Below are 20,889 nucleotides of genomic sequence, written 5' to 3'. Positions count from 1 at the left end.
ATCCTTTACTCGTTACTGCTGCTTTCGCGTAAACAAGGCCATCATTTCCATGTGATGGGTGAAGGGGAACATTTCTGCTATGCCCGCTTTTTCCATTTCATAACCTCCGTCTATCAACACCTTGGCGTCTCTAGAAAACGTACTTGGGTTGCAAGAAACATACACTATCGTTTTTGGTAGTGCTTTTACAAGCGCATGACAAACGGTCAACGCCCCTTCTCTTGAAGGGTCTAGTAGTACCTTATCAAAGCCCAGCTGTAATGAAGCCTCGACGTTGGTCTTATCGGCCAAATCTAAATGCAGCCACTCAACATTTTCAATGCCCTGTTGCTGTGCATTGTCTTTGGCGCGGCGCACCATCTCTGCCACACCTTCTACCGCCTGAACCTTTGCACCTAACTTAGCAATAGGCAAAGTAAAATTGCCCAGACCGCTGAACCAGTCGGCTATACGCTCGTTAGGCTTAGGATTTAGCCAGCCTATAGCCTGGTTAATCATTTTTTCGTTAACCACTTTATTAATTTGGATAAAGTCGTTGGCACTTGGGGAAATTGAGCAGCCATTTACTGTGTTCATAATTATGTCAGTGTCATGGCCTACACCGCGAATTTGCCCATGCTTATTTTCAAGCTTTAATTCAATACCGTAGTCACCAACCGATGAACTCGTGTTCACCAATTCGCTCACTGCATCAATAAGCTCAGCTTCAAGGACTTTGGTGTGTTTAATAACAAGGTGCGAGGTGTTGTCGCCTGCAATAAGGCTGATATGCCCAATATGACGCGCTGACTCGAACCCTGTAAGCACATCTCGTAAAGGACCAATAAGTTTAGATAGCGGGTCGACCAGTATTGGGCAGGTTTCTACATTGATAACGTTGTTGCTATTAGCTTCACGGAAACCCAACTTAATTTGATTGGGGTTGCGGGCATCTATAGCCAGCCTTGCTTTTCTGCGATATTGAGGGCGCGGCCCCACTAACGGCGCTTGCCAAACGTCTGCTTTCATTGCCAATTGACGTTCCATCATCACTTTAAGGGCGTTATCTCTTTGCTTAAGGGCAGCATCGGGCTTTATATGCTGTAGCTGACACCCACCACATGCATCAAACACAGGGCAAAAAGGCGCTTGTCTTTCTCCACTTGGCGAATGAATGTTTGTCGCTTTGGCGTTTATGACTTTCTTTTTGCTAGATACCACCTTTATGTCGCAGGTTTCTCCTACAAGAGCACCTTCAACAAATACCATCGGATTGCCGCGCACTACGCCATTGCCCATCCAGTCCAAATCTTCAATGGTGACCGTGTTAGGCTTTTGACTTTCACTGGTATCCGCTGCTTTTTTGCTTTTCCCAAATCGAAGTCCTGCGACCTGCGCGTTGGCTCTGGCATTCCCTTTTTTTGAAGCGCCACGCTCAGTAAGCGACGTTTTGCCTTTTTGCTTGCTACGAGATTGTTTAAAAAGGTTTGCCAAGTGTGACTCCGGTTACTTGCTTTACGTGGTTTGATGTTAGTAGAGGTTTTTGCGCGCGCTCACCAAATAGAAGTCGCCTACGTGGGTTAGGGGCAGTTGCTCTATTCAGACTCTAGTATAACGGTGGCGACAGCATAATGCTGCTCATCTGAAATACTGATCACGCTTCGCGTGATACCTCGGCTTTTGCACATTGCAGCAAACTCGCCAGAAAAATGAAGCTCTGGCGCACCTAAATGGTTATTGCGCACTTCTATATGCTGCCAGCTGATCCCGTTTCCAATTCCTGTACCAAGGGCCTTCACTGCCGCTTCCTTGGCGGCAAAACGTTTGGCTAAGAAGCGAACCGGCGTACCATGCTCGCTGAACTGCTGCCACTCGGCAGGCGTAAGTACTCGCTTGGCTAAGCGTTCATTAGCACCGTCACCTTTACCAAGTCGCGCTATCTCTACAATGTCAGTACCTAGCCCTGCAATCGCCACGTTATCTACACCCTTTTGAATTTAAGGTTAAATGCCCGCTCGTGCTTCTAGCATAAGTTTACGCATATCAGCTACAGCCGTATGAAGGCCATCAAACGCGGCGCGAGCAATGATAGCGTGGCCAATATTAAGTTCGATTAACTGAGGGATAGCCGCAATAGGCTTAACATTGTGATAGTGCAAGCCGTGACCTGCATTCACTTTAAGCCCTAAGCTATCGGCGTACTCGATACCTTCAACTAAGCGCGCTAGCTCTTTATGCTGTTCTTCTTCGCTGGTAGCTTCTGCGTATTGTCCGGTGTGAATTTCGATGTAAGGGGCGTTACATGCTGCCGCTGCATCGATCTGTGCTTTATCTGCGTCGATAAATAAAGACACTAAGATGTTGGCATTAGCAAGTCGCTCGCACGCTGCTTTAATATTCTCGATATTTCCCGCTACATCGAGGCCACCTTCAGTGGTCAACTCTTCACGTTTTTCTGGTACTAGGCAGCAAAAAACAGGTTTTACTTCTTCTGCAATAGCCAGCATTTCATCGGTTACTGCCATTTCCAGATTAAGCCGGGTATTAATGGTTTGCGCTAAAATACGTACGTCGCGGTCTTTGATATGACGGCGATCTTCACGTAAGTGAACGGTAATGCCGTCTGCACCTGCACGCTCGGCAATATCCGCAGCGTGCACTGGGTCTGGGTAATGCGTACCGCGCGCATTGCGTAGCGTTGCAATATGGTCGATGTTAACGCCTAATAAAATCGTGCTCATTTCACCACCTAACCTGTAAGAGCGATAGAAGAGGCCTGCTCTTCCTGTTTAATACGTTGCTTTAAGGGTAAAAATACCCTTTTAAGGAAAGTCGCAATTGTAGCAAATTTTTTTGTAGAACGTGCTTATTAAGCGTTTGAGTTAAGAGAAAATAATTTAATGCTATTACCGCGGTTTGGGCATAAAAAGCTCGCGGCTTTTAAGTGGCTTTTCACCAATTAGCGGTTTCAGCAAGTCCCGGCAAAGCACCTTAGCCACTTTTTTACTAAGCGGCGTAAATTCCCCCTGTGACAAACTAAGCAGCGCTTGTCCAGGAAAGCCTCGCATACCGCGAGGACCAGCCATATCGTCAGGCAGTCGCACAAACCCTGCGTCTATCTGAAAATGATAGCTACCGGTTTCTTCTATAGGCATTTCGTATTCGACGTCGGTAGTAAAATCGGGTAACAGCCCCATTTCGTCAAGCAGTGCAAATTCGAACTGACGTAAGGTCACTTCTATGTCGCTTTCATCTCGAAGAGACAGCAGCGCATTTTCATAAGCATTGTGAACGCCATCGCTGGCAAGCCCTGCCGGCATAACGCGATTAGTTAGCTCGTTAACGTACATGGCGCAAAATAACGCCGTGCCCACAAGGTTGATGGAAGGCGAAACGCTTTCAACGTGACGTAAGTTTTTTAACTCTGACTTTCCGCTTAACTGTAAACGAAGATGCTGAAAAGGTTGAAGTAGGCTTTTCTTGTCTGATTTACTGTTCTTCACCCCTTTCGCCACCGCACTAACACGCCCTTCTTCTAGGGTAAAAAAGTCAACAATATAGCTGGTCTCCCTGTAAGGGCGTCTATGCAGAACATAGGCATTTAACCATTCATTATTCATTGTTCATTGTTGCTCACTGTGTGTTAATTGTTGTCGACGTGGTGCCTGTGGCAACGTTAATATCAGCTGCGCTTAATTCGTACCACTTTCATGGTTTCAAACTCAATGCCAGCCACCTCTTCAACGTGGCGATAGTAGGTTACGTTTACTCGCGCGCCTTTTAAGCTTTGGTATTGCTGTTTACGCCGGTAGATAAAAGGGACATCAATGCCTTCTAGCATAATGGTGTGGCGTACCCAGTCGCTGTCTTTCTCTTCTCGCTGAACGTGGGAAATCACTTTAGCATTGTCGGTTTGATTCAGCTGATTATGCTTTTCCACCAGCTTTTGTCTTTCGCTTTTCACCTTTGCCTCTTGTTTCCACTGCTTTGCACTAATTGCTCGTTAGGCTTATTGCCACCGCCTGCGTGTGAACTCGCTCCTGCTAACGCGCCTCAATTTGCTCGACAATAAGCTGCACGGTTTCTTGACCGCGAAATACGTTGATATCAAGTCGATAGGCAATATGCACGCGTTTGACCATGGCATTCGGCCATGATTTTAAATCAACGTTAAACGCAATAGCATCGACCTCGTTAGCGCCGTCACTTTTTAACACCATTTTTAGGTGTTTTTGACCGACTAAGCGCTGGTCAAGTAACGAAAATTCACCATCGAATAACGGTGATTCAAAGCCCTGTCCAAAAGGACCTGCTTGACGCAGTAAATGCGCAAAGGGTAAACACAGCTCTTGCGAGGACAAGTCACCGTCGGAAAGTAAAGCATGATTACCATCAAGCTTTGCCATGTGCGCACGTGCAGTATCAACAAAAGCACGCTCGAAGTCTTGCAGCTTAGCTACTGGCAAGCTCAATCCAGCGGCCATGGCATGCCCACCAAACTTTTCGATAACGCCAGGGTATCGAGTGTTGACTTCATCAAGTACATCGCGAATGTGCACGCCAGGAATTGAGCGTGCCGAACCTTTAATGATCTCGTCGTCTTGATGGGCAAAAGCGATAACAGGCTTAAGGTACTTCTCTTTCAAACGCCCTGCCACAATACCAATAACTCCCTGGTGAAAGTCTTCGCGATAAACCACCAGTGCGCTTGGCATATCGCCTTCATCCAGCGCCATTTGCTCTAGCACGCTTTCCGCTTGCGCTTTCATGCCGGTCTCAATTTCACGGCGTTCTTTATTAAGCGCATCGAGTTCCGCGGCAATCATTCGCGCTTGAATGGTTTCATCTTCCAATAAGCACGCAATGCCTTGGGACATATCGTCTAATCGACCTGCAGCATTAAGCCTTGGCCCAACCACAAAGCCTAAGTCAGTTGAGGTTAAGTGAGCGCAATCGCGATTGGCTACTTCGACCAATGCTTTAATACCAGGACGACACTTACCCGCCCGAATGCGCTGAAGGCCTTGATGAACTAAAATTCGGTTGTTTTTATCAAGCACTACTACATCGGCCACGGTGCCAACCGCAACGATATCAAGTAGCGACGCTAGGTTTGGTGGCGCTACTCCCGCTTTTTCAAAATGCCCTTGCTGCTGTAACTCAGCTTTAAGTGCTAGCATGATGTAAAAGGCAACGCCTACCCCTGCCAAATTTTTAGAAGGGAATTCACAGCCAGGTTGGTTAGGATTCACTATCGCATCAGCAGGAGGTAGAACATCGCCTGGCAAATGGTGATCGGTAACAACAACCTGCATTCCTAACGACTTTGCATGAGTTACACCGTCAATACAGGAAATGCCATTGTCCACTGTGACAATAACCTCTGCCCCCTGTTTGGCAGCTTCATCCACAATAGGCACGCTAAGTCCGTAACCGAAGTCAAAGCGGTTAGGTACAAGAAAATCAACGTTGTGATAGCCCATGGCTCGAAGCGCCAATATGCATACCGATGTACTGGTTGCTCCGTCGGCATCAAAATCGCCCACAATAATAATGCGTTTATTTTGTGCAACAGCATTAGCGAGAATTTGCGCGGCTTGCGACATCCCCTTCAAGACATTGAAGTGAGTTAGTCCTTTTAGACCATTCTCCAAGTCATCTAAATTCGCAATATTGCGACCGCGATAAATTCTATCGATAACAGGATGTAAGTCGGAACTAAGCGAGGCGCCGGTAACCTCACGGCGAACAATAGGCAAAATCATGAAATACCACTAACCAATACTGTAAATGCAGTTGTCGATGCCAGTTCAAATAGGCTTTAAATGAAGAGACTGGAGTCGGGACACTTGATAATTAGTGCAGATTCCAAGTAAACGCCCGTGTGAACTGCAAAGCAAAACTGTACGAAAAAACGCTAAAAATTATGGGAATGAATCATACCGCAGAAAACAAAAAAACGCACAAAGCGTGCGTTTTTATCATATTTGCTGTTAAGGACTGAATGGCTATTCAGCTTCGTCTAATGCTTTAGCAAGCAAAGCCGCTGGCTGATAACCAGGAATCAATGAACCGTCTGGCAGTACGATATTAGGCGTGCCATTCACGCCTAATTTTTGACCTAACATGTACTGCTCTGCCACTTTATTTTTACAGCTTGCGCTAGCTACGTCATTACCCGCTTTAGCTTTAGTTAACGCTTTTTGCGGGTCTTTCGCACACCACACCGACACCATATCGTTGTAGTTTTCGCTGTTTAACCCAGAACGTGGAAACGCAAGGTAGTGTACGGTAATGCCCGCATCGTTTAGCTCATCAATCTCGTTGTGAAATTTACGGCAATAGCCACACGTAATATCAGTAAATACGCTTATTTCATGCTTTTCGTTTTTGGCCTTAAACGTAATAGACGATGATTCCATCTCTTTTACGCCTTCTTTGCGCAGCCCAGAAAGTGCCAGCTCTGTTTCGTTACGCATCTCTTCATCAATGTTAAAAACACGAGCCTGAAGCAGATACTGCCCGTTTTCACTTACGTAAAACAAACCGCGGTTTGTTGATACCTGAACCAGCCCTGATACTGGAGAGTCAGCAATGGTTTCTACATCTAACCCTAGCATTGAGGTTAATTTATCACGGATAGCCGCTTCATCAGCCGCGTGCGCACTGAGCCCTAATAGAGAACCTGCCGCAACTACACTGGCTAACAATACTTTTTTTACTGCTTTCACTAAATACTCTCCATTTTGCCATTTAAGTTCGCTTGTACTTACTGGCTTAACATACAACTGCTTGAATCGATATCTTTCCACTTAAAGCAATTGCTTAAAATTTTTTACATTCATAACGTTCAGACCATAAAACTTAGCAAAAAATTGCACGTTAAACGCTAATTTTCTTTTAACCTCAGTACATTTAACGTCAACATTCAAACTCAGCCCCGTTAAAGCACTAACGGAAAATGTATTTTCTAAACGTTTTGCATGGCTCGTATCCTACCATAGACCTTTTTATTTTATATACGTCGTCACTGAGCCTCGTCGTATACAGCCTCCAATTTATAGCATTCTTTATTTGTATATTTAGCCACGTGGGTGATGACTGTGGATTAAAGTTTGAAGTCGCTCTGTCGCTACATGGGTGTATATTTGAGTCGTTGACAAGTCGCTGTGCCCCAACAGCATTTGTACAACACGTAAATCAGCACCGTGATTCAAAAGGTGTGTCGCAAAGGCATGACGCAACGTGTGGGGAGAAAGGTGCTGCTCAATTCCCGCTTTCAACGCATAGTATTTAATGCGATGCCAAAATGTTTGGCGCGTCATTTTCTGTCCACGCTTACTCAGAAAAACTACGTCAGAAGTTTTTGTTGCAAGAATAGGCCGCGCGGTTTTTATATAGGTTAATAACCATTCTATTGCCTCTTCTCCAAGAGGTACTAAACGCTCTTTGTTTCCTTTACCTACCACTCTAACCACGCCTTGCTGAATACTGACTTGATCCATCGTCAACCCAATTAATTCGCTCACGCGAAGGCCGGTTGCATAAAGCACTTCAAGCATGCTCTTATCCCTACATTCAATAGGGTCGTCGGTAAGGGGCGCATTCAGCAAATCTTCAACTTGTTGCTCACTGAGTGAAGAAGGCAAAGCTTTGGGCGTTTTGGGGTTTGAAAGCGCGGACACCGGGCTGTCTACACGTACTTGCTTACTGATTAGAAAGACGAAAAAGGCCCGAATTGCGCTGAGCGCCCGTTGGGTGCTGCGCGTAGAGAGCCCTTGGTTGTGGCGATAAGCTAAATAGTCCTGAAGCTGCTCAGTGGTCAGCACTGCAATATCTTTCACACCTTGGTTGTTGCTATAGATAGCAAGCTTAGTGAGGTCGGTACGATAGCTTTGCTGTGTATGCTCTGACAACCCTTTTTCAAGCCAAAGCATCTCAATAAAGCCGTCAATATGCGCCTGACTCGCTGCAGGCACATAGGTTAGCTCACGTTCAGTTTTTGCCATTTAAAAGTCACGCTTTTGCTTAATCAGTTCATAAGCTGATTGAATATCTTGTGCCTTCTTTTTGGCAATCTCCATTGCCTGCTCAGGTAGCCCTTTCGAAACCAGCTTATCTGGGTGATGCTCAGACATGCGCTTTCTGTAGGCACGCTTTATCGTCTTTTCATCGTCAGATGCCGACACGCCTAATATCCGATAGGCATCATCTAAACTTTGCTGTTCTGAATAGGCTGATTGGCTGTGCTGACGTTGACCTGAATGAGTGCGTTGCCCCGAGCCAGGGTTAGACCGCTGCCTAAAGCGTATTTCAGCTTCATACATTGAAATTAGATAGTCTAAATCACGGCGCCTAAAGCCCAGTGGCTTCGCTACTTTTTCCAATACATTATATTCTTCTTGAGAAAGCTGGCCGTCGGCAAATGCGGCTTGAATAAGGATCTCTAAAAATACTTGAAGAATATCGCGTCTACCGTGGCTGGCGTCGTAAAAACCTTTCAACGTATCGACTAAAGGAAAGTCTCGCGCTTTGCCTTCTCTAAATGCATCTTGCGCCTCGCGGCGCGCATCGCCTGTCAGGCGCATTTCATCCATTAACGCTGTGGCAATTTGAATTTCTCGGTCTGTTACTTTGCCGTCAGACTTAGCAAGGTGACCTAACGCGCTAAACAGGCTGTGAAAAAAAATTGCCTGCTGTTTTAAATTGTTTTGGTCGGTAAAAAAGCGCCCAAAACCGCCTAGCTGATTGAAATCTTGGCGGTACGCTTTGTCAAAAAAGTGCCCGACCACCAGTCCAAGAATAGCGCCAGGTATTTTAAGAAACATAAAGCCAAATAAGGCGCCGAGGATTTTCCCCCAAATTGACATCGCGTCATACTCCGTTGGTGCACTGTATAAAAAGTTGATGTTGCGTTTTCTAGTTCACGCCGTGCACAGCGTGTTTAGCACATCATATCAAAAGCTTAAGTATATTAACCAGAGCAGCAGACAGTTTAGGTTTTTATCGTGCGCAAGGGGCTTAAAGAGCACTTACCAAAACTGATCACCCTAGCGACCAAATTTGTGGTCTAGGCAAGGTGAAATCAAGCTACACTGCCCAATTTGTTTTGCTGTTTGATAAGTAATGTGTTTAAAAGTGCATTTTTTTGTCTGAATGGTTGGTAATTACGACAGAAGTGCTTAGAATTGTGCGCTTAAATAAAATAGTTATAGCTAGTGAACGCCCCAATTCTTTAACTGGAAGGTCAATCAAGGGGATGTAATCACTGTTTTTTTAAAACGTTATGTCGAACTAATCGAGACGCATGTCGTCTTATTTGGGTTTATAAGCAACATACAACAAAACAGGCCACCCATTTACGCATGAAAAATACCTGCGCCATGCTTGTTTCCGCGACCCTTTTGCCTACAGTCGCGTTTGCACAGGAAACGACAGCTTCAAATTCTCAATTAGCTCCAAATGCAGCCCCGCTTGCATTTTGCTCTGTTGAACCCGTTACTTTTAGTAGCCAGGCGTTAATGCCTAAAGGTCATGTGAAAGTTGAAGCTAACCGAACTGAAATTATTCAAGACACTGTGGCATTGTTTTCTGGCAATGTAGACATAACGTCAGACACCGCGGTGATTAGTGCGTCTCAAGCGCAAGTGAACGGCAGTGGCCGAGACCTCATTGCTAAAGGCGATGTGACTTACCAAGATGCACAATTAAAAGTTGAAAGTGACACGGTAACCCTGCGCTCTGAAGAAGAGCGTTTAGAGATGCAAAACACCCGCTATAAACTGACGGGGTTTGTAGGGCAAGGAGCCGCAAAAGATATCGTGCTAGATACCGCTACCGGTATCGTACTTAAGGAAGTCAGTTTCACTACTTGCCCGGAAGGGGGTGAAGACTGGATGATCCGTGCCAGTGAGATCAGTTTGGAAAAAGGCACGGTATGGGGCCAAGCTAAACACACCCGGTTTTACATCGCCGATGTACCAGTGTTTTACTTACCTTACTTTGCGTTTCCCGTAAGCAATGAACGACAAACAGGCTTACTATTTCCCGAACTCACCAGCTCTAGTCGCACGGGTGTAGACTACACCCAGCCTTTTTACTGGAACATTGCGCCAAACTACGACATGACGATTTCACCTCGGTTGATGACCCTTCGCGGCGTTCAGCTGAATACGGAGTTTCGCTACTTAACAGAGCGCAGCCAAGGTAAAGCCTATGTTGAATATTTACCAAGTGACTCGGACATTGCAGGTAATCCAGACCGCTATTTTTACCGATTGGAGCATCAGGGGTTAGTTGCTGATAACTGGCTACTTAATATTGATTTTAACGGCCTAAGTGACAACAACTACTTAGTTGACTTGGGTTCAGACTATTATAGTCGCGCAGACACCCACCTGTACCGCAACATTGGTTTAAGTTACTACTCTCAAAATCTATCGGTAAATATGCAAATAAAAGATTTTGAAGTATTAGGCAACACGGCAGACAGCTACCGTGCTGTGCCAGAGATCAAAGTTAACTACAACAGAGCGTTTGGCGAATATTTCGAGTTCAATCTTGACTCTGAGGTTGCTCATTTTGATAACACGTTGGAGACTGCGCCAACAGCAACTCGCTTCCATATTGCGCCAACACTTGCCGTGCCATTTCGCGCTGCATGGGGAGAGTTTGTTGCTGAAACCTCATTATTTCAAACGGTATACCAACAAGACAATGTTGAAGGTACTGATTTGAAAGAAGACGTAGAGCGAACGCTTGGTCAAGCCCGCCTTTACGGTGCCTTATATTTTGAAAGAGACACGTCTTGGTTTAGTGACGACATGTCAATGACCCTAGAACCCAAGGTGCAATATCTCTACACGTCATATGAAGATCAAACTGCAATAGGTTTTTATGACTCAACGCCGCTTTTAACCGACGTTGAAGGATTGTTTAGGGGCCAAGAATTTACCGGCCTTGATAGAATTAGTGACAACAACCAAATTACCCTTGGTGCAACCACACGCATGTTAGACAAAAACAATAGGGAACAATTTGTTCTTAGTGTGGGTCAGATATTCTACCTTGAAGATAATAAAGTTATTGCGGCAACAAAAAATCAAGACCGCTCAGCTCTTGCCGCTGAGGTGGATTGGCGCTTTAACAACAATTGGTTTTTCCATTCTGATGTACAGGTAACGACTGACACAGACAAAGTTGATCTAAGTAGCGTGGGTATTGAATACCGTAGAGATGACGCGCGCTTTATTCAATTGAGTCATCGCTATGTTCGCGACTTAAGTGGTGAAACCATCGATCAAATTGGTATTTCAGCAAGTTGGCCTATTTCTAAGAATTGGCAATGGGTTGGCCGTACTTACCGTGATCTAGAGCGCAATCGAAGTGTGGAAACCTATGCTGGCATTCAATATGAATCTTGCTGTTGGGCAGTTCGACTTGTCGCACAGCGCAGTTTAAACAACCGCTACAACGACAGTGGTGTTCAAACAACCGACGATTTCGACTCTGGTGTATCGCTCCAGTTTATTTTCAAAGGCATAGGTTCATCAGGAACCCAAAGAAGCATGCTTCAAGACGGTATGTTTGGCTATCGCCAGCCTTATAGTTTAAATTAACCCGCAGTTGAGCGCTTAACCGCGCTTAAATGCAATCAACCAATAATAAAAGAGTGTGTATGAAGTTCATTATCCGTGCATTGATGTTAGGTGCCCTACTCTCGTTTAACAGTGTTGCGCAAGAAGTTATGCTTGACCGCGTTGCTGTAATTGTTGACCAAGGTGTTGTGCTTGAAAGCGAAATTGATGCCCTTGTACAAGAAGTTAAACGCAACGCTGAAGCTAATAATCAACAGCTGCCATCAGATCGTGCGCTTCGTACTCAGGCCATTGAGCGCTTGATCACTAAAAGCCTTCAGTTACAAATGGCTGAACGCATGGGTATTCGTATTAGCGACCCACAGCTTGAGCAAACAATTGGCAATATCGCGTCTAATCAAAATGCGACTGTTGAACAGCTTCGTGCACAATTAGCTTCCGAAGGTATTGCGTACGATGACTATCGTGAAGATATTCGTGAAGAAATTATTATGGGTGAAGTGCGCCGTGCAAACGTACGTCGTCGCGTCTATATCACTACCCAAGAAATCAATACCCTGATAGATCTTATGGAGCAACAGGGTGCGACGCAGGCAGAATACCGCTTAGGTCACATTCTTATTGGCTTCCCACCTGAACCAACAGACGAAGATATTCAAGCTGCCCGTGAGCGCGCAGACAAAGTAATAGCCTTGTTAGAATCAGGTTCTGATTTTGCTAAGATAGCCATCGCGTCATCGTCTGGTAACGAAGCGCTAGAAGGTGGTGATATGGGCTGGCTTAATATTAACGCCATGCCTACACTTTTCGCTGAAGCCATTCAAGACAAAGATAAAGATGCCCTTGTTGGACCAATCCGAAGCGGTGCGGGTTTTCACATACTTAAGGTGTTAGACACCCGCGGTATTGAGAAAGTCACCGTGGAAGAAGTGGACTCTCGTCACATTCTTGTAAAGCCGTCTATCATTCTTAGTGAAGAGAAAGCAAAAACCATGCTTACTCGCTTTAAAGAAGAATTGCAAAGCGGTGAAGCTGATTTTGCAGAGTTAGCCAAAGAGCATTCTGAAGACCCAGGTTCTGCCCTTCGAGGTGGCGAGTTAGGCTGGTCTGACCCAAGCAATTATGTACCAGAGTTTAAAGATGCGTTGTCTCAGCTTGAGCCTGGAGAGTACAGCGACCCAGTACGCACAGTTCACGGCTGGCACTTAATTCAACTTATCGACCGCCGCATGGATGACGCAACGGATAAGCGTAAAGAAGACAAAGCATATCAGCTTATCTTCAACCGTAAATTTTCAGAAGAAACCGAAAACTGGTTACGTGAGATGCGCGATGCCGCTTACGTCGAAGTAGTCGAATCTTAATAAAAAGTTATTCATGAGCACACCAATTAAAATAGCAATAACGCCGGGAGAACCGGCAGGTATAGGGCCAGATTTGATCATTAAACTGGCCCAAGAAACATGGCAAGCCCAGCTTGTCGTGTTTGCCGATGCCGACATGTTGAAAGCGCGAGCGAGTGCCCTAGGGCTTCCATTAACGCTAATCGATTACGATGCAAATAACCCGCAGATACAAGCTGCGGGTTCGTTGTTTATAAAACAGATAGATAAAACGGTTGAAGTTGTTCCGGGAGAACTTGATAGCGAAAACGGGCTGTATGTTGTAGAAACCTTGCGCCAAGCGTGCCAGGCTAATATGGACGGCGACTTTGATGCTGTTGTTACGGGCCCTGTACACAAAGGCATCATTAACAAAGCGGGGGTTTCTTTCAGCGGCCATACAGAGTTTTTCGCTTATCAGTCCAATACGATTGACGTGGTAATGCTGCTAGCAACAGAAGGCCTGAATGTGGCACTAGCTACGACGCATATCCCCCTTGAATATGTAGCAAAAGCAATAACCCGCGAGCGACTGCATAAAGTTATTCATATCATTAATACTGACTTGAAGCTGAAGTTCGGCATAAAAACGCCTCACATTTATGTATGTGGTCTAAACCCACACGCAGGTGAAGACGGTCATATTGGTACTGAAGAAATTCACACTATCATTCCGGCACTTAACGAGCTTAGGGAAGAAGGCTTAAATATTACAGGTCCACTGCCTGCTGACACTATATTTCAGCCTAAATACTTAGAAAATGCCGATGTAGTGCTAGCGATGTATCACGACCAAGGCTTACCCGTGCTAAAATATAAGGGTTTTGGGGCGTCGGTGAATATTACTTTAGGGTTACCTTTTGTTCGCACTTCAGTCGACCACGGTACTGCATTAGATTTAGCTGGTACAGGTGAGGCCGACGCCGGTAGTTTCAGAAAAGCATTGGAAAAAGCCATTGAGCTTGCACATCATCAACAATGAGTAAAACACATTTAGGCCATACGGCCAGAAAGCGATTTGGACAGAACTTCCTTCACGACGAGTACGTGATAGGAAAAATTGTTGCAGCCATCGCGCCAAAGAATGAACAAAACTTGGTAGAAATAGGACCAGGTTTAGGCGCGTTAACAGACCCTGTTTGTGAAGAAGTAGACGCACTTACCGTTATCGAGCTAGACCGAGATCTCGCCAAACGACTACGTCACCATCCATTTAACGGCGATAAACTCACCGTAATTGAACAAGATGCGATGACGATGGATTTCGGCGCGTTGTGCAAAGAGATGCCAATGAAAGACAAGAAGCTGCGGGTCTTTGGTAACTTGCCTTACAACATTTCAACACCGCTAATGTTCCATTTATTCGACCATGCTCACTGCATTGAAGATATGCACTTTATGCTGCAGAAAGAAGTGGTAAACCGTCTGGCTGCTGGTCCTGGTTCTAAAAACTATGGCAGGCTTTCAGTGATGGCGCAGTATTACTGCCACGTTATTCCTGTATTAAATGTACCACCTGGTGCATTTAAGCCACCACCAAAGGTAGATTCTGCCGTTGTTAAGCTGGTTCCACATCAGGCTCCACCAGTAGATGTTGAGTCAGTTAGCACCCTTGAACGAGTCTGTGCACAAGCGTTTAATCAACGCCGAAAAACTATTCGTAACTCGCTAAAAGACAGCTTAAGTGAGGAAGAGATCCGTGAGTTAGAGATAGATCCAACTTCTCGTGCAGAAGTACTATCGCTTAACGATTTTGCCACTATCGCTAATGCTGTGTCGGCAAAAGAGCACCAACAAGAGCAGTAATTTCTCTATGGATGTACTAGATATAAAGGTGCGGGTGAAAACCCGACACCTTCCTGACCATCTTCCTTCTGACTCCAAACAGTTTGCGTTCGCTTACCACATTACGATTGAAAACAATAGTGAGCACACTGTGCAGCTACTCAGTCGCTATTGGAAAATAACTGACGCAAATGGTAAAGCCTCAGAGATTGAAGGTGATGGCGTGGTTGGAAAGCAGCCGATTATGAAAGCAGGTGAAAGTTTTGACTATACCAGCGGTGCAGTCATTGACACACCGGTTGGTAATATGGAAGGCTACTATGTAATGGAACTTGAAAGCGGCGAGCGCTTCCATGTTCCTATTAAGGTATTTCGTTTAGCCATTCCAAGCATTCTTCACTAAGGTTTCTATGTCGCAAGGTAACACCTATGTCATTGGCGATATCCAAGGCTGCTTTGATGGTCTTCGTCGGGCACTGGATAAAGTAAAGTTTGACGAGACAAACGATAAATTACTTGCCGTCGGAGATTTGGTTGCACGGGGAGAAGATTCGTTAAGCACCCTGCGCTTTTTGAGATCTCTCGGAAGTCAGTTTAGCAGTGTTTTAGGTAATCACGACCTCCACTTGCTTGCTGTAGTAAACGGTATCCGCAAAGCCAAAAAATCAGATAAGTTAGACCCACTTCTTAACGCTTCGGATTTAAATGAATTGGTTGACTGGCTCCGTCAGTTCCCTCTAGCGATGAAATTGGATGAAAACTCTGTGATGGTTCACGCAGGACTTTATCCTAAATGGTCTGTTGATGAGTGCGTCTCATTGAGTAATGAAGTTAGCAACACTCTGAAGTCACAAGATTATGCGGCGTTTTTGTCGCAGATGTATGGTAACAAACCAGATAGCTGGTCAGATAAATTAGAAGGAGAGCAACGCCTTCGTTTTATTGTAAATGCGTGTACGCGCATGCGCTTCGTACATACAGACGGCAGACTTGATTTCGATAATAAATCTCATCCCAGTGCGGTATCTCACTGCACCAATAGCACGTTAAAGCCATGGTTTGAAGTAGAGAATAAAAAGCTCAGTGGTGATCACCGGGTGGTATTTGGGCATTGGGCTGCATTGTCTGGTCAAACAAATAATTCTCAGTTTATAGGCTTGGATACGGGTTATGTCTGGGGACAAAGTATGACGCTATTCAACCTACATACTTCATCGCTCGTTAGCGTCTCGGCGTAATATCTCATTTCAACACATCATTGGGCTGGAAAAGCGCAAACGAGGAGACTTTTCTCCCACCCTTAACTGGTTGTACCAGTGAAAACATTAGCACTTAAGTGCTAATTAAAATAAACATTAAGTTATTGTAGCCGATACACTTACCTGTGATAGTAACGATGATGTTTCGTTATCCGCTCTCATTACCTGAGCAAATACGCTTATATAAGCGCTATATTTTGTTAGCTGAGACGGGTAATATCGTTAGGGATAAAAACAAAAAACACTCATCCAGGAGTTCCGATGAAATTAACGGTAGCCACACGCGTAATCGGGGGATTTGTAGCGATTAGTGCACTTCTAATCGTCATAAGTGTTGTTTCGCTATACAACCTCAATTCTATAGGCTCTGCAACAGAGGAAGTAAATGACGTTGCGCTTCCCACCGTAGCAGGCAGTAACGCATTAAAAGCAAGCTTTCTAAACATGGGACGACTGACCTTCGAAAGCTACATCGAAGAGGACTTAAATGATCTTAAAGATAAAAGAGCATCATTTAATTCTGCCAAAGACACCTTTGAGAGTGAATATAAAAAGTTAGCGCAAGCGGTAAGTAACGAGCCAGAGTTAAGAAGCACGCTTAATACTGTACGAGAATCTTATGAAGCGTATGTAACTAACGTGGAAGCGATGTACAAAAACCATCAAATGTACCTCGACCTGCGCAATAGTATTCAAGACCGACTTGGTGACGCGGAAGACAACGCCGACGATGCTTCTACTTACCTTTTAGACTTTTCAGACTTAGATGCGGTTCAAAGGGATCCTAACCTCAGACGTGCAGCTGAGATCGGTGGCCAGCTTGAGACTTCACTACTTTCCCTGTTAACCGTTTCATATGAATATATAAAGACCGAGACACTAATACGTTCGCAGACATTAGGCAACGAAGTTGATCTCGTCGTTGAAAAAGTGGTAACTCAGCTTAGTGAGATGGTTCAAACCGCCGGTGGTCGAGATGATTCAGGCACACTTGACGATATAAATGACTTGGTTAACGACGCCATCAATGCGATTAAAGCTAACGACGGCGTGGTGCAGCTTCATGTAGATCGCCTAGAGCGCAGAAATGACGCTGAACAGGCACTTAATGCTTCTGATGCAAACATTACGCAGGGGGTTGTAGCGCTTGAAAACCTTCTTAATCTTGCAGATAAAAAAGCATCTCACATAGAAAACCAGGTTAACGGTGCCATTACAACAGGTAATACTTTCGTCATCGTAGTCGTTATTATCTCTATTGCAGTAGCGGCCTTCATTGGATATGTAACCGTTCGCGCTATCACACGCCCACTTTATCGCGTAAATGAACTACTTACGGTTGCTTCATCAGGTGACCTTACACATCGTTTAGATGATTCTGCACAAGACGAATTTGGTCTTTTAGCCCGTAACTGTAATACACTTATTGGTAATTTGAAGGAACTTATCACCGCCATTAACGTTCGTGCAGAACAGTTGGCGGCAGCTTCAGAGCAAACGTCTGCGGTAACAGCGCAAACTACCCATTCAATCCAGGATCAAAAATCTCAAATTGGCCAAGTGGCAACAGCAACCACAGAAATGCACTCTACGTCCCAGCTGGTTGTTCAGAACGCAGAAGATACGCTTAGCCAGATTCGCCACGCAGATGCTGAGGCCGAAAACGTTCGTCAAATCTCGTTAGAGAACAAGAACACTATTGAAATTTTGTCTCGTGATGTACAAGAAGCGGCGGATGTTATCAACAAGCTTCATCAAGATAGCGCAAGCATTGGTGGTATTCTTGACGTTATTCGCGGTGTTGCGGACCAAACCAACCTACTGGCCCTGAATGCTGCTATTGAGGCTGCTCGCGCCGGTGAGCAAGGCCGAGGTTTCGCGGTTGTTGCTGACGAAGTAAGAACCCTCGCTAGCCGTACACAAGAATCGACACAAGAAATTAATGCCATGATTGAAGTGCTTCAAGCAGGCGCGGAAAAAGCGGTGTCGGTGATGAATCAAGGTAAAGATCAAACCGCGGCATGTGTTGCGCAAACGGAAAAAGCCACGCAAGCACTGGATATCATTACCGATGCGGTTCACAAAGCCCATGACGTGAGCTCTCAAATTGAGCAGTCAGCTCGTGAACAGAATACGGTATCGCAAGAAATCAGTGAAAAGCTTGAAACTATTGTGGGTATCGCTGAAGAGACGACAGCGGGTGCACAGCAAACGTCTGAGTCTAGCCATGAAGTGGCGCGACTTGCTGAAGAGTTACAACAGTCTATCAGACAGTTTAAGGTGTAAATACTGCCTCGCTTCTAGGGTACTTGATTTTACAAAAACGCCACCTCGCTGGCGTTTTTTTATTCTTGTAACAATTCGAAAAATACGAACTATACTTGTAAAGCCCGATCATAGTGAGGTTAGCTTTGCATTTTAGAACACTTCGAACCCAACTTATCTTTGCTGTCACTTTAGTTGTTGCAACTGTTGTATTCGTTCAGTTATGCATACGCGCCTTTGTAATTTCTCCACAAATAAAAGACCTGACTAACGAGCACGTAAAATTTGAACTGTTACGCCTTACCTCAGAAGTTAATCAAGAATTTAGAGCGTTAGAGAACCTTTCCTATGATAATGCTGTTTGGGATGAGACATACAAAGCAGTCTCATCACGTGATATTGGTTGGTTCAAGGAAACCTATTTTATTCCTTCAAGCTATTCCACTCTGGGAATTACCGGCTGGTATTTTTTTGATGCTCAATCACAGCTCGTAGCGGGTGAGTACAAACGCACAGTCGTAAACAGCAAGGTCAGTATTTAGAGAGCCGAACATTGTTTGAAAAGGCGGACATAGCTTTATATAGCGCAAAAAAACACGGCCGAAATAAAGTATGGAACGAACGTTAATGAGCACATATAAAAACGGCTGCGCAAAGCAGCCGTCTTCTGAATAACATAAACCCTGAATTTTCCCCAGGACTCACTATTTTACTCAAATAACGCCGTGTGAAGCTTGCGAACCACGTCGTCACTGTTGGTTTCGTTAACCAAGAACGATAGGTTGTGCGGGTTGGCGCCAAAGCAAATCATACGCAGGTTGAAATCTGAAACCGCAGCTAAAATCTTGCTAGAAACACCAACAGCGGTTTGCATGTTGTTACCTACAACCGTGACAAGGTCGTAACCTTTTTCTACTTTCACATCACAGATAGTTTCAAGTTCAGCAATGGTTTCTTTGTTGAGTCGCTGAGCCACAGAGTTTGCAGGGTTATCAAGAGTAAAAGATACCGAGATTTCTGACGTGGTAACCAAATCAACACTTAGCTTGTGCTTAGCGATGATGGCAAACACCTGCTGTAGGAAACCTTGCGCGTACATCATCTTTGGTGTTTTCACTGTCACCATTACTTGCTCTTTACGGCGAGTAATCGCACGGTACGGAGGCTCGTGCTCACAATCACGCACAATCCATGTACCGCCCTTTTCTGGCTCCTTACTAGAACCTACAAACACCTTTATGTCTTTGCGAAGCGCAGGCTCCATAGTGGCAGGGTGTAGTACCTTGGCACCAAAAGTGGCCATTTCCGCCGCTTCTTCAAAGCTCAGTTCAGGTAACGGATGAGCAGCTGGCGTAATGCGTGGGTCAGTCGTGTACACACCCGTTACATCAGTCCAAATCTCGCACGATTCGGCATCAAGCGCTTCAGCAAGTAGTGCTGCCGTAAAATCAGAACCACCACGACCTAGCGTTGTAGTGCGGCCTTCCTCGTCAGCACCAACAAAGCCTTGAGTAACCACTATCGCGTCTTTAATTTCAGGTGCCAGCAATTGTTTAGACAGCTTTTCGATTTCTTCGATTTGCGGCGCACCTTCCCCAAACTCACTGTCAGTACGTAACACCTTACGTACGTCAAAGTTCATGGTTTTTACGCCCTGCTCTGCAAGCACTGAAGAGAACATCAGCGATGACATCCGCTCACCCATTGAAAGCAGCTGATCTTTTAAATCATCACGGTGAAGGATTTCTTCATGAAACGCTAAGCTTCGCATTTCATCTAACAAGTCGTTGAGTTTTGGCTCAACCGCGTCTTTATCTTTCAGCTTGTTAAGAATGGCAAGCTCAATATTGATAATGGCCTGACAGGTCTCTTCAATTTGCTGTTGCGTCATAGGTGTGTGCGCTAAGCTTACCAGGTGATTGGTTACACCTGCCGCAGCGCTCACTACCACAATGCGCGTTTTGTCATTACCGGCAACAATTCGGGCGCAGTTTTGCATTACTTCGTAATTCGCAACGCTAGTTCCACCGAACTTAGCTATCGATAAGGCATTTGTCACTATATTTAACTCCAGAATAAAACTAGCATTTCGCTAGCAGCAACCGCGCGTTTTGCGCGGTTAATCAATCGTTATTTGGTCGCCTACTTTAATATTATTCTCGGCAAACCACCCTTGGTTCATTTCCAACGCGTAAAGTACCTCTTTCGATGATCCGACCGACTCCAAACTATGCGGAGTGAGAGGTTTTATATCCGTTATTACGCCTTTTCTGTCGATAAATGCTACGTCTAGAGGAACAAAGGTATTTTTCATCCACATGCCCGCAAACTTTGGGCTAGAAAACTTAAAAAACATACCGCAGTCTTCACACAAGGCTTTGCGAAACATAAGGCCCTGTGCGCGTTGTTCAAAGGTTTTGGCATACTCAACTTCATAGTGCTTGCCGCCAATCTCAAGTGTAATGGATTCAAAGCCCACTGAATTCAGCGACGATACAGGGTCAACCTGCGCTTTTGCACACCCTAAGGTTAATACAAGTGCAGCAACAATAAAGAAAGATTTTCCCATTAGACATTCCTTTTCGCCATAAAAAAAGCCGGTCACCTTAACGGTCACCGGCT

19 protein-coding genes are annotated in these 20,889 nt (G+C 45.1%); 8 read left to right on the top strand and 11 right to left on the bottom strand.

The features are described from left to right. Positions 1–12 precede the first annotated feature (12 nt). The 9 genes from rlmD to djlA form a co-directional block, all read right to left on the bottom strand. Positions 13–1,473, bottom strand: a complete 1,461-nt coding sequence (gene rlmD, locus AC27KT_RS11830; protein ID WP_487130181.1) for a 23S rRNA (uracil(1939)-C(5))-methyltransferase RlmD — start codon at positions 1,471–1,473, stop codon at positions 13–15. 101 nt (positions 1,474–1,574) lie between these two features. Further along, complete coding sequence (gene acpS / locus AC27KT_RS11825) at positions 1,575–1,955, bottom strand: holo-ACP synthase (RefSeq protein ID WP_487130179.1); 381 nt, start codon at positions 1,953–1,955, stop codon at positions 1,575–1,577. Between the two features lie 27 nt (positions 1,956–1,982). Continuing rightward, positions 1,983–2,720 (bottom strand): pyridoxine 5'-phosphate synthase, encoded by a 738-nt coding sequence (gene pdxJ, locus AC27KT_RS11820; protein ID WP_487130177.1) that lies wholly within the window; start codon positions 2,718–2,720, stop codon positions 1,983–1,985. 165 nt (positions 2,721–2,885) lie between these two features. Then, positions 2,886–3,599, bottom strand: coding sequence for a DNA repair protein RecO (gene recO / locus AC27KT_RS11815; protein WP_487130175.1), 714 nt, complete (start codon positions 3,597–3,599; stop codon positions 2,886–2,888). Between the two features lie 62 nt (positions 3,600–3,661). Further along, positions 3,662–3,943, bottom strand: a complete 282-nt coding sequence (locus tag AC27KT_RS11810) for a hypothetical protein (protein WP_487130173.1) — start codon at positions 3,941–3,943, stop codon at positions 3,662–3,664. Positions 3,944–4,022: 79 nt separating this feature from the next. Beyond that, complete coding sequence (recJ, locus tag AC27KT_RS11805) at positions 4,023–5,744, bottom strand: single-stranded-DNA-specific exonuclease RecJ (protein ID WP_487130171.1); 1,722 nt, start codon at positions 5,742–5,744, stop codon at positions 4,023–4,025. Positions 5,745–5,987: 243 nt separating this feature from the next. Beyond that, positions 5,988–6,710 carry a bifunctional protein-disulfide isomerase/oxidoreductase DsbC gene (gene dsbC / locus AC27KT_RS11800; RefSeq protein WP_487130283.1) on the bottom strand — a complete coding sequence of 241 codons (723 nt, stop codon included), beginning with the start codon at positions 6,708–6,710 and terminating at the stop codon, positions 5,988–5,990. A gap of 351 nt (positions 6,711–7,061) precedes the next feature. Next, positions 7,062–7,988, bottom strand: a complete 927-nt coding sequence (gene xerD / locus AC27KT_RS11795; RefSeq protein WP_487130169.1) for a site-specific tyrosine recombinase XerD — start codon at positions 7,986–7,988, stop codon at positions 7,062–7,064. Continuing rightward, a complete protein-coding gene (gene djlA, locus AC27KT_RS11790) occupies positions 7,989–8,849 on the bottom strand; it encodes a co-chaperone DjlA (protein ID WP_487130167.1) in 861 nt (286 codons plus the stop codon). 495 nt (positions 8,850–9,344) lie between these two features. On the opposite strand from djlA, the gene AC27KT_RS11785 reads away from it, so the two are divergent. From AC27KT_RS11785 to AC27KT_RS11750, 8 genes are all read left to right on the top strand, one after another. After that, positions 9,345–11,597, top strand: coding sequence for an LPS-assembly protein LptD (locus AC27KT_RS11785; protein ID WP_487130165.1), 2,253 nt, complete (start codon positions 9,345–9,347; stop codon positions 11,595–11,597). Positions 11,598–11,626: 29 nt separating this feature from the next. Then, entirely contained in the window at positions 11,627–12,940 is a 1,314-nt protein-coding gene (surA, locus tag AC27KT_RS11780) for a peptidylprolyl isomerase SurA (protein WP_487130163.1), read from the top strand. Between the two features lie 13 nt (positions 12,941–12,953). Next, on the top strand, positions 12,954–13,940 hold the full coding sequence (pdxA, locus tag AC27KT_RS11775) for a 4-hydroxythreonine-4-phosphate dehydrogenase PdxA (RefSeq protein ID WP_474873065.1): 987 nt from the start codon (positions 12,954–12,956) through the stop codon (positions 13,938–13,940). Further along, positions 13,937–14,764 (top strand): 16S rRNA (adenine(1518)-N(6)/adenine(1519)-N(6))-dimethyltransferase RsmA, encoded by an 828-nt coding sequence (gene rsmA, locus AC27KT_RS11770; RefSeq protein ID WP_487130160.1) that lies wholly within the window; start codon positions 13,937–13,939, stop codon positions 14,762–14,764. The genes pdxA and rsmA overlap by 4 nt, the downstream gene beginning before the upstream one ends. Positions 14,765–14,771: 7 nt before the next feature. Further along, on the top strand, positions 14,772–15,146 hold the full coding sequence (gene apaG / locus AC27KT_RS11765) for a Co2+/Mg2+ efflux protein ApaG (RefSeq protein ID WP_474873064.1): 375 nt from the start codon (positions 14,772–14,774) through the stop codon (positions 15,144–15,146). Between the two features lie 7 nt (positions 15,147–15,153). Continuing rightward, entirely contained in the window at positions 15,154–15,981 is an 828-nt protein-coding gene (locus AC27KT_RS11760; RefSeq protein WP_487130158.1) for a symmetrical bis(5'-nucleosyl)-tetraphosphatase, read from the top strand. A 282-nt stretch (positions 15,982–16,263) separates the two neighbouring features. Then, a complete protein-coding gene (locus AC27KT_RS11755) occupies positions 16,264–18,288 on the top strand; it encodes a HAMP domain-containing methyl-accepting chemotaxis protein (RefSeq protein ID WP_487130156.1) in 2,025 nt (674 codons plus the stop codon). 125 nt (positions 18,289–18,413) lie between these two features. Next, positions 18,414–18,809 carry a CHASE4 domain-containing protein gene (locus tag AC27KT_RS11750; protein WP_487130154.1) on the top strand — a complete coding sequence of 132 codons (396 nt, stop codon included), beginning with the start codon at positions 18,414–18,416 and terminating at the stop codon, positions 18,807–18,809. 167 nt (positions 18,810–18,976) lie between these two features. Here AC27KT_RS11750 and lysC read toward each other — a convergent pair whose 3' ends face one another. Together lysC and AC27KT_RS11740 are read right to left on the bottom strand one after the other, a co-directional pair. Next, positions 18,977–20,326, bottom strand: coding sequence for a lysine-sensitive aspartokinase 3 (gene lysC / locus AC27KT_RS11745; RefSeq protein WP_487130152.1), 1,350 nt, complete (start codon positions 20,324–20,326; stop codon positions 18,977–18,979). Positions 20,327–20,386: 60 nt separating this feature from the next. Further along, entirely contained in the window at positions 20,387–20,836 is a 450-nt protein-coding gene (locus AC27KT_RS11740) for a DUF192 domain-containing protein (protein ID WP_487130150.1), read from the bottom strand. Positions 20,837–20,889 lie beyond the last annotated feature (53 nt).

The organism is Alteromonas sp. 5NW40-0090 (assembly GCF_057552975.1).
The sequence above is the reverse complement of the archived record's forward strand: the minus strand, read 5'-3'. Positions and strand labels throughout refer to the sequence as shown.

What these genes read in the sequence shown, in the direction of transcription:
- surA (WP_487130163.1), top strand. Translation starts at nt 11,627, where the DNA reads ATGCAATCAACCAATAATAAAAGAGTGTGTATGAAGTTCATTATCCGT.
- pdxA (WP_474873065.1), top strand. Translation starts at nt 12,954, where the DNA reads ATGAGCACACCAATTAAAATAGCAATAACGCCGGGAGAACCGGCAGGT.
- djlA (WP_487130167.1), bottom strand. Translation starts at nt 8,849, where the DNA reads ATGTCAATTTGGGGGAAAATCCTCGGCGCCTTATTTGGCTTTATGTTT.
- AC27KT_RS11755 (WP_487130156.1), top strand. Translation starts at nt 16,264, where the DNA reads ATGAAATTAACGGTAGCCACACGCGTAATCGGGGGATTTGTAGCGATT.
- recJ (WP_487130171.1), bottom strand. Translation starts at nt 5,744, where the DNA reads ATGATTTTGCCTATTGTTCGCCGTGAGGTTACCGGCGCCTCGCTTAGT.
- apaG (WP_474873064.1), top strand. Translation starts at nt 14,772, where the DNA reads ATGGATGTACTAGATATAAAGGTGCGGGTGAAAACCCGACACCTTCCT.
- pdxJ (WP_487130177.1), bottom strand. Translation starts at nt 2,720, where the DNA reads ATGAGCACGATTTTATTAGGCGTTAACATCGACCATATTGCAACGCTA.
- AC27KT_RS11740 (WP_487130150.1), bottom strand. Translation starts at nt 20,836, where the DNA reads ATGGGAAAATCTTTCTTTATTGTTGCTGCACTTGTATTAACCTTAGGG.
- AC27KT_RS11760 (WP_487130158.1), top strand. Translation starts at nt 15,154, where the DNA reads ATGTCGCAAGGTAACACCTATGTCATTGGCGATATCCAAGGCTGCTTT.
- recO (WP_487130175.1), bottom strand. Translation starts at nt 3,599, where the DNA reads ATGAATAATGAATGGTTAAATGCCTATGTTCTGCATAGACGCCCTTAC.
- rsmA (WP_487130160.1), top strand. Translation starts at nt 13,937, where the DNA reads ATGAGTAAAACACATTTAGGCCATACGGCCAGAAAGCGATTTGGACAG.
- xerD (WP_487130169.1), bottom strand. Translation starts at nt 7,988, where the DNA reads ATGGCAAAAACTGAACGTGAGCTAACCTATGTGCCTGCAGCGAGTCAG.
- AC27KT_RS11785 (WP_487130165.1), top strand. Translation starts at nt 9,345, where the DNA reads ATGAAAAATACCTGCGCCATGCTTGTTTCCGCGACCCTTTTGCCTACA.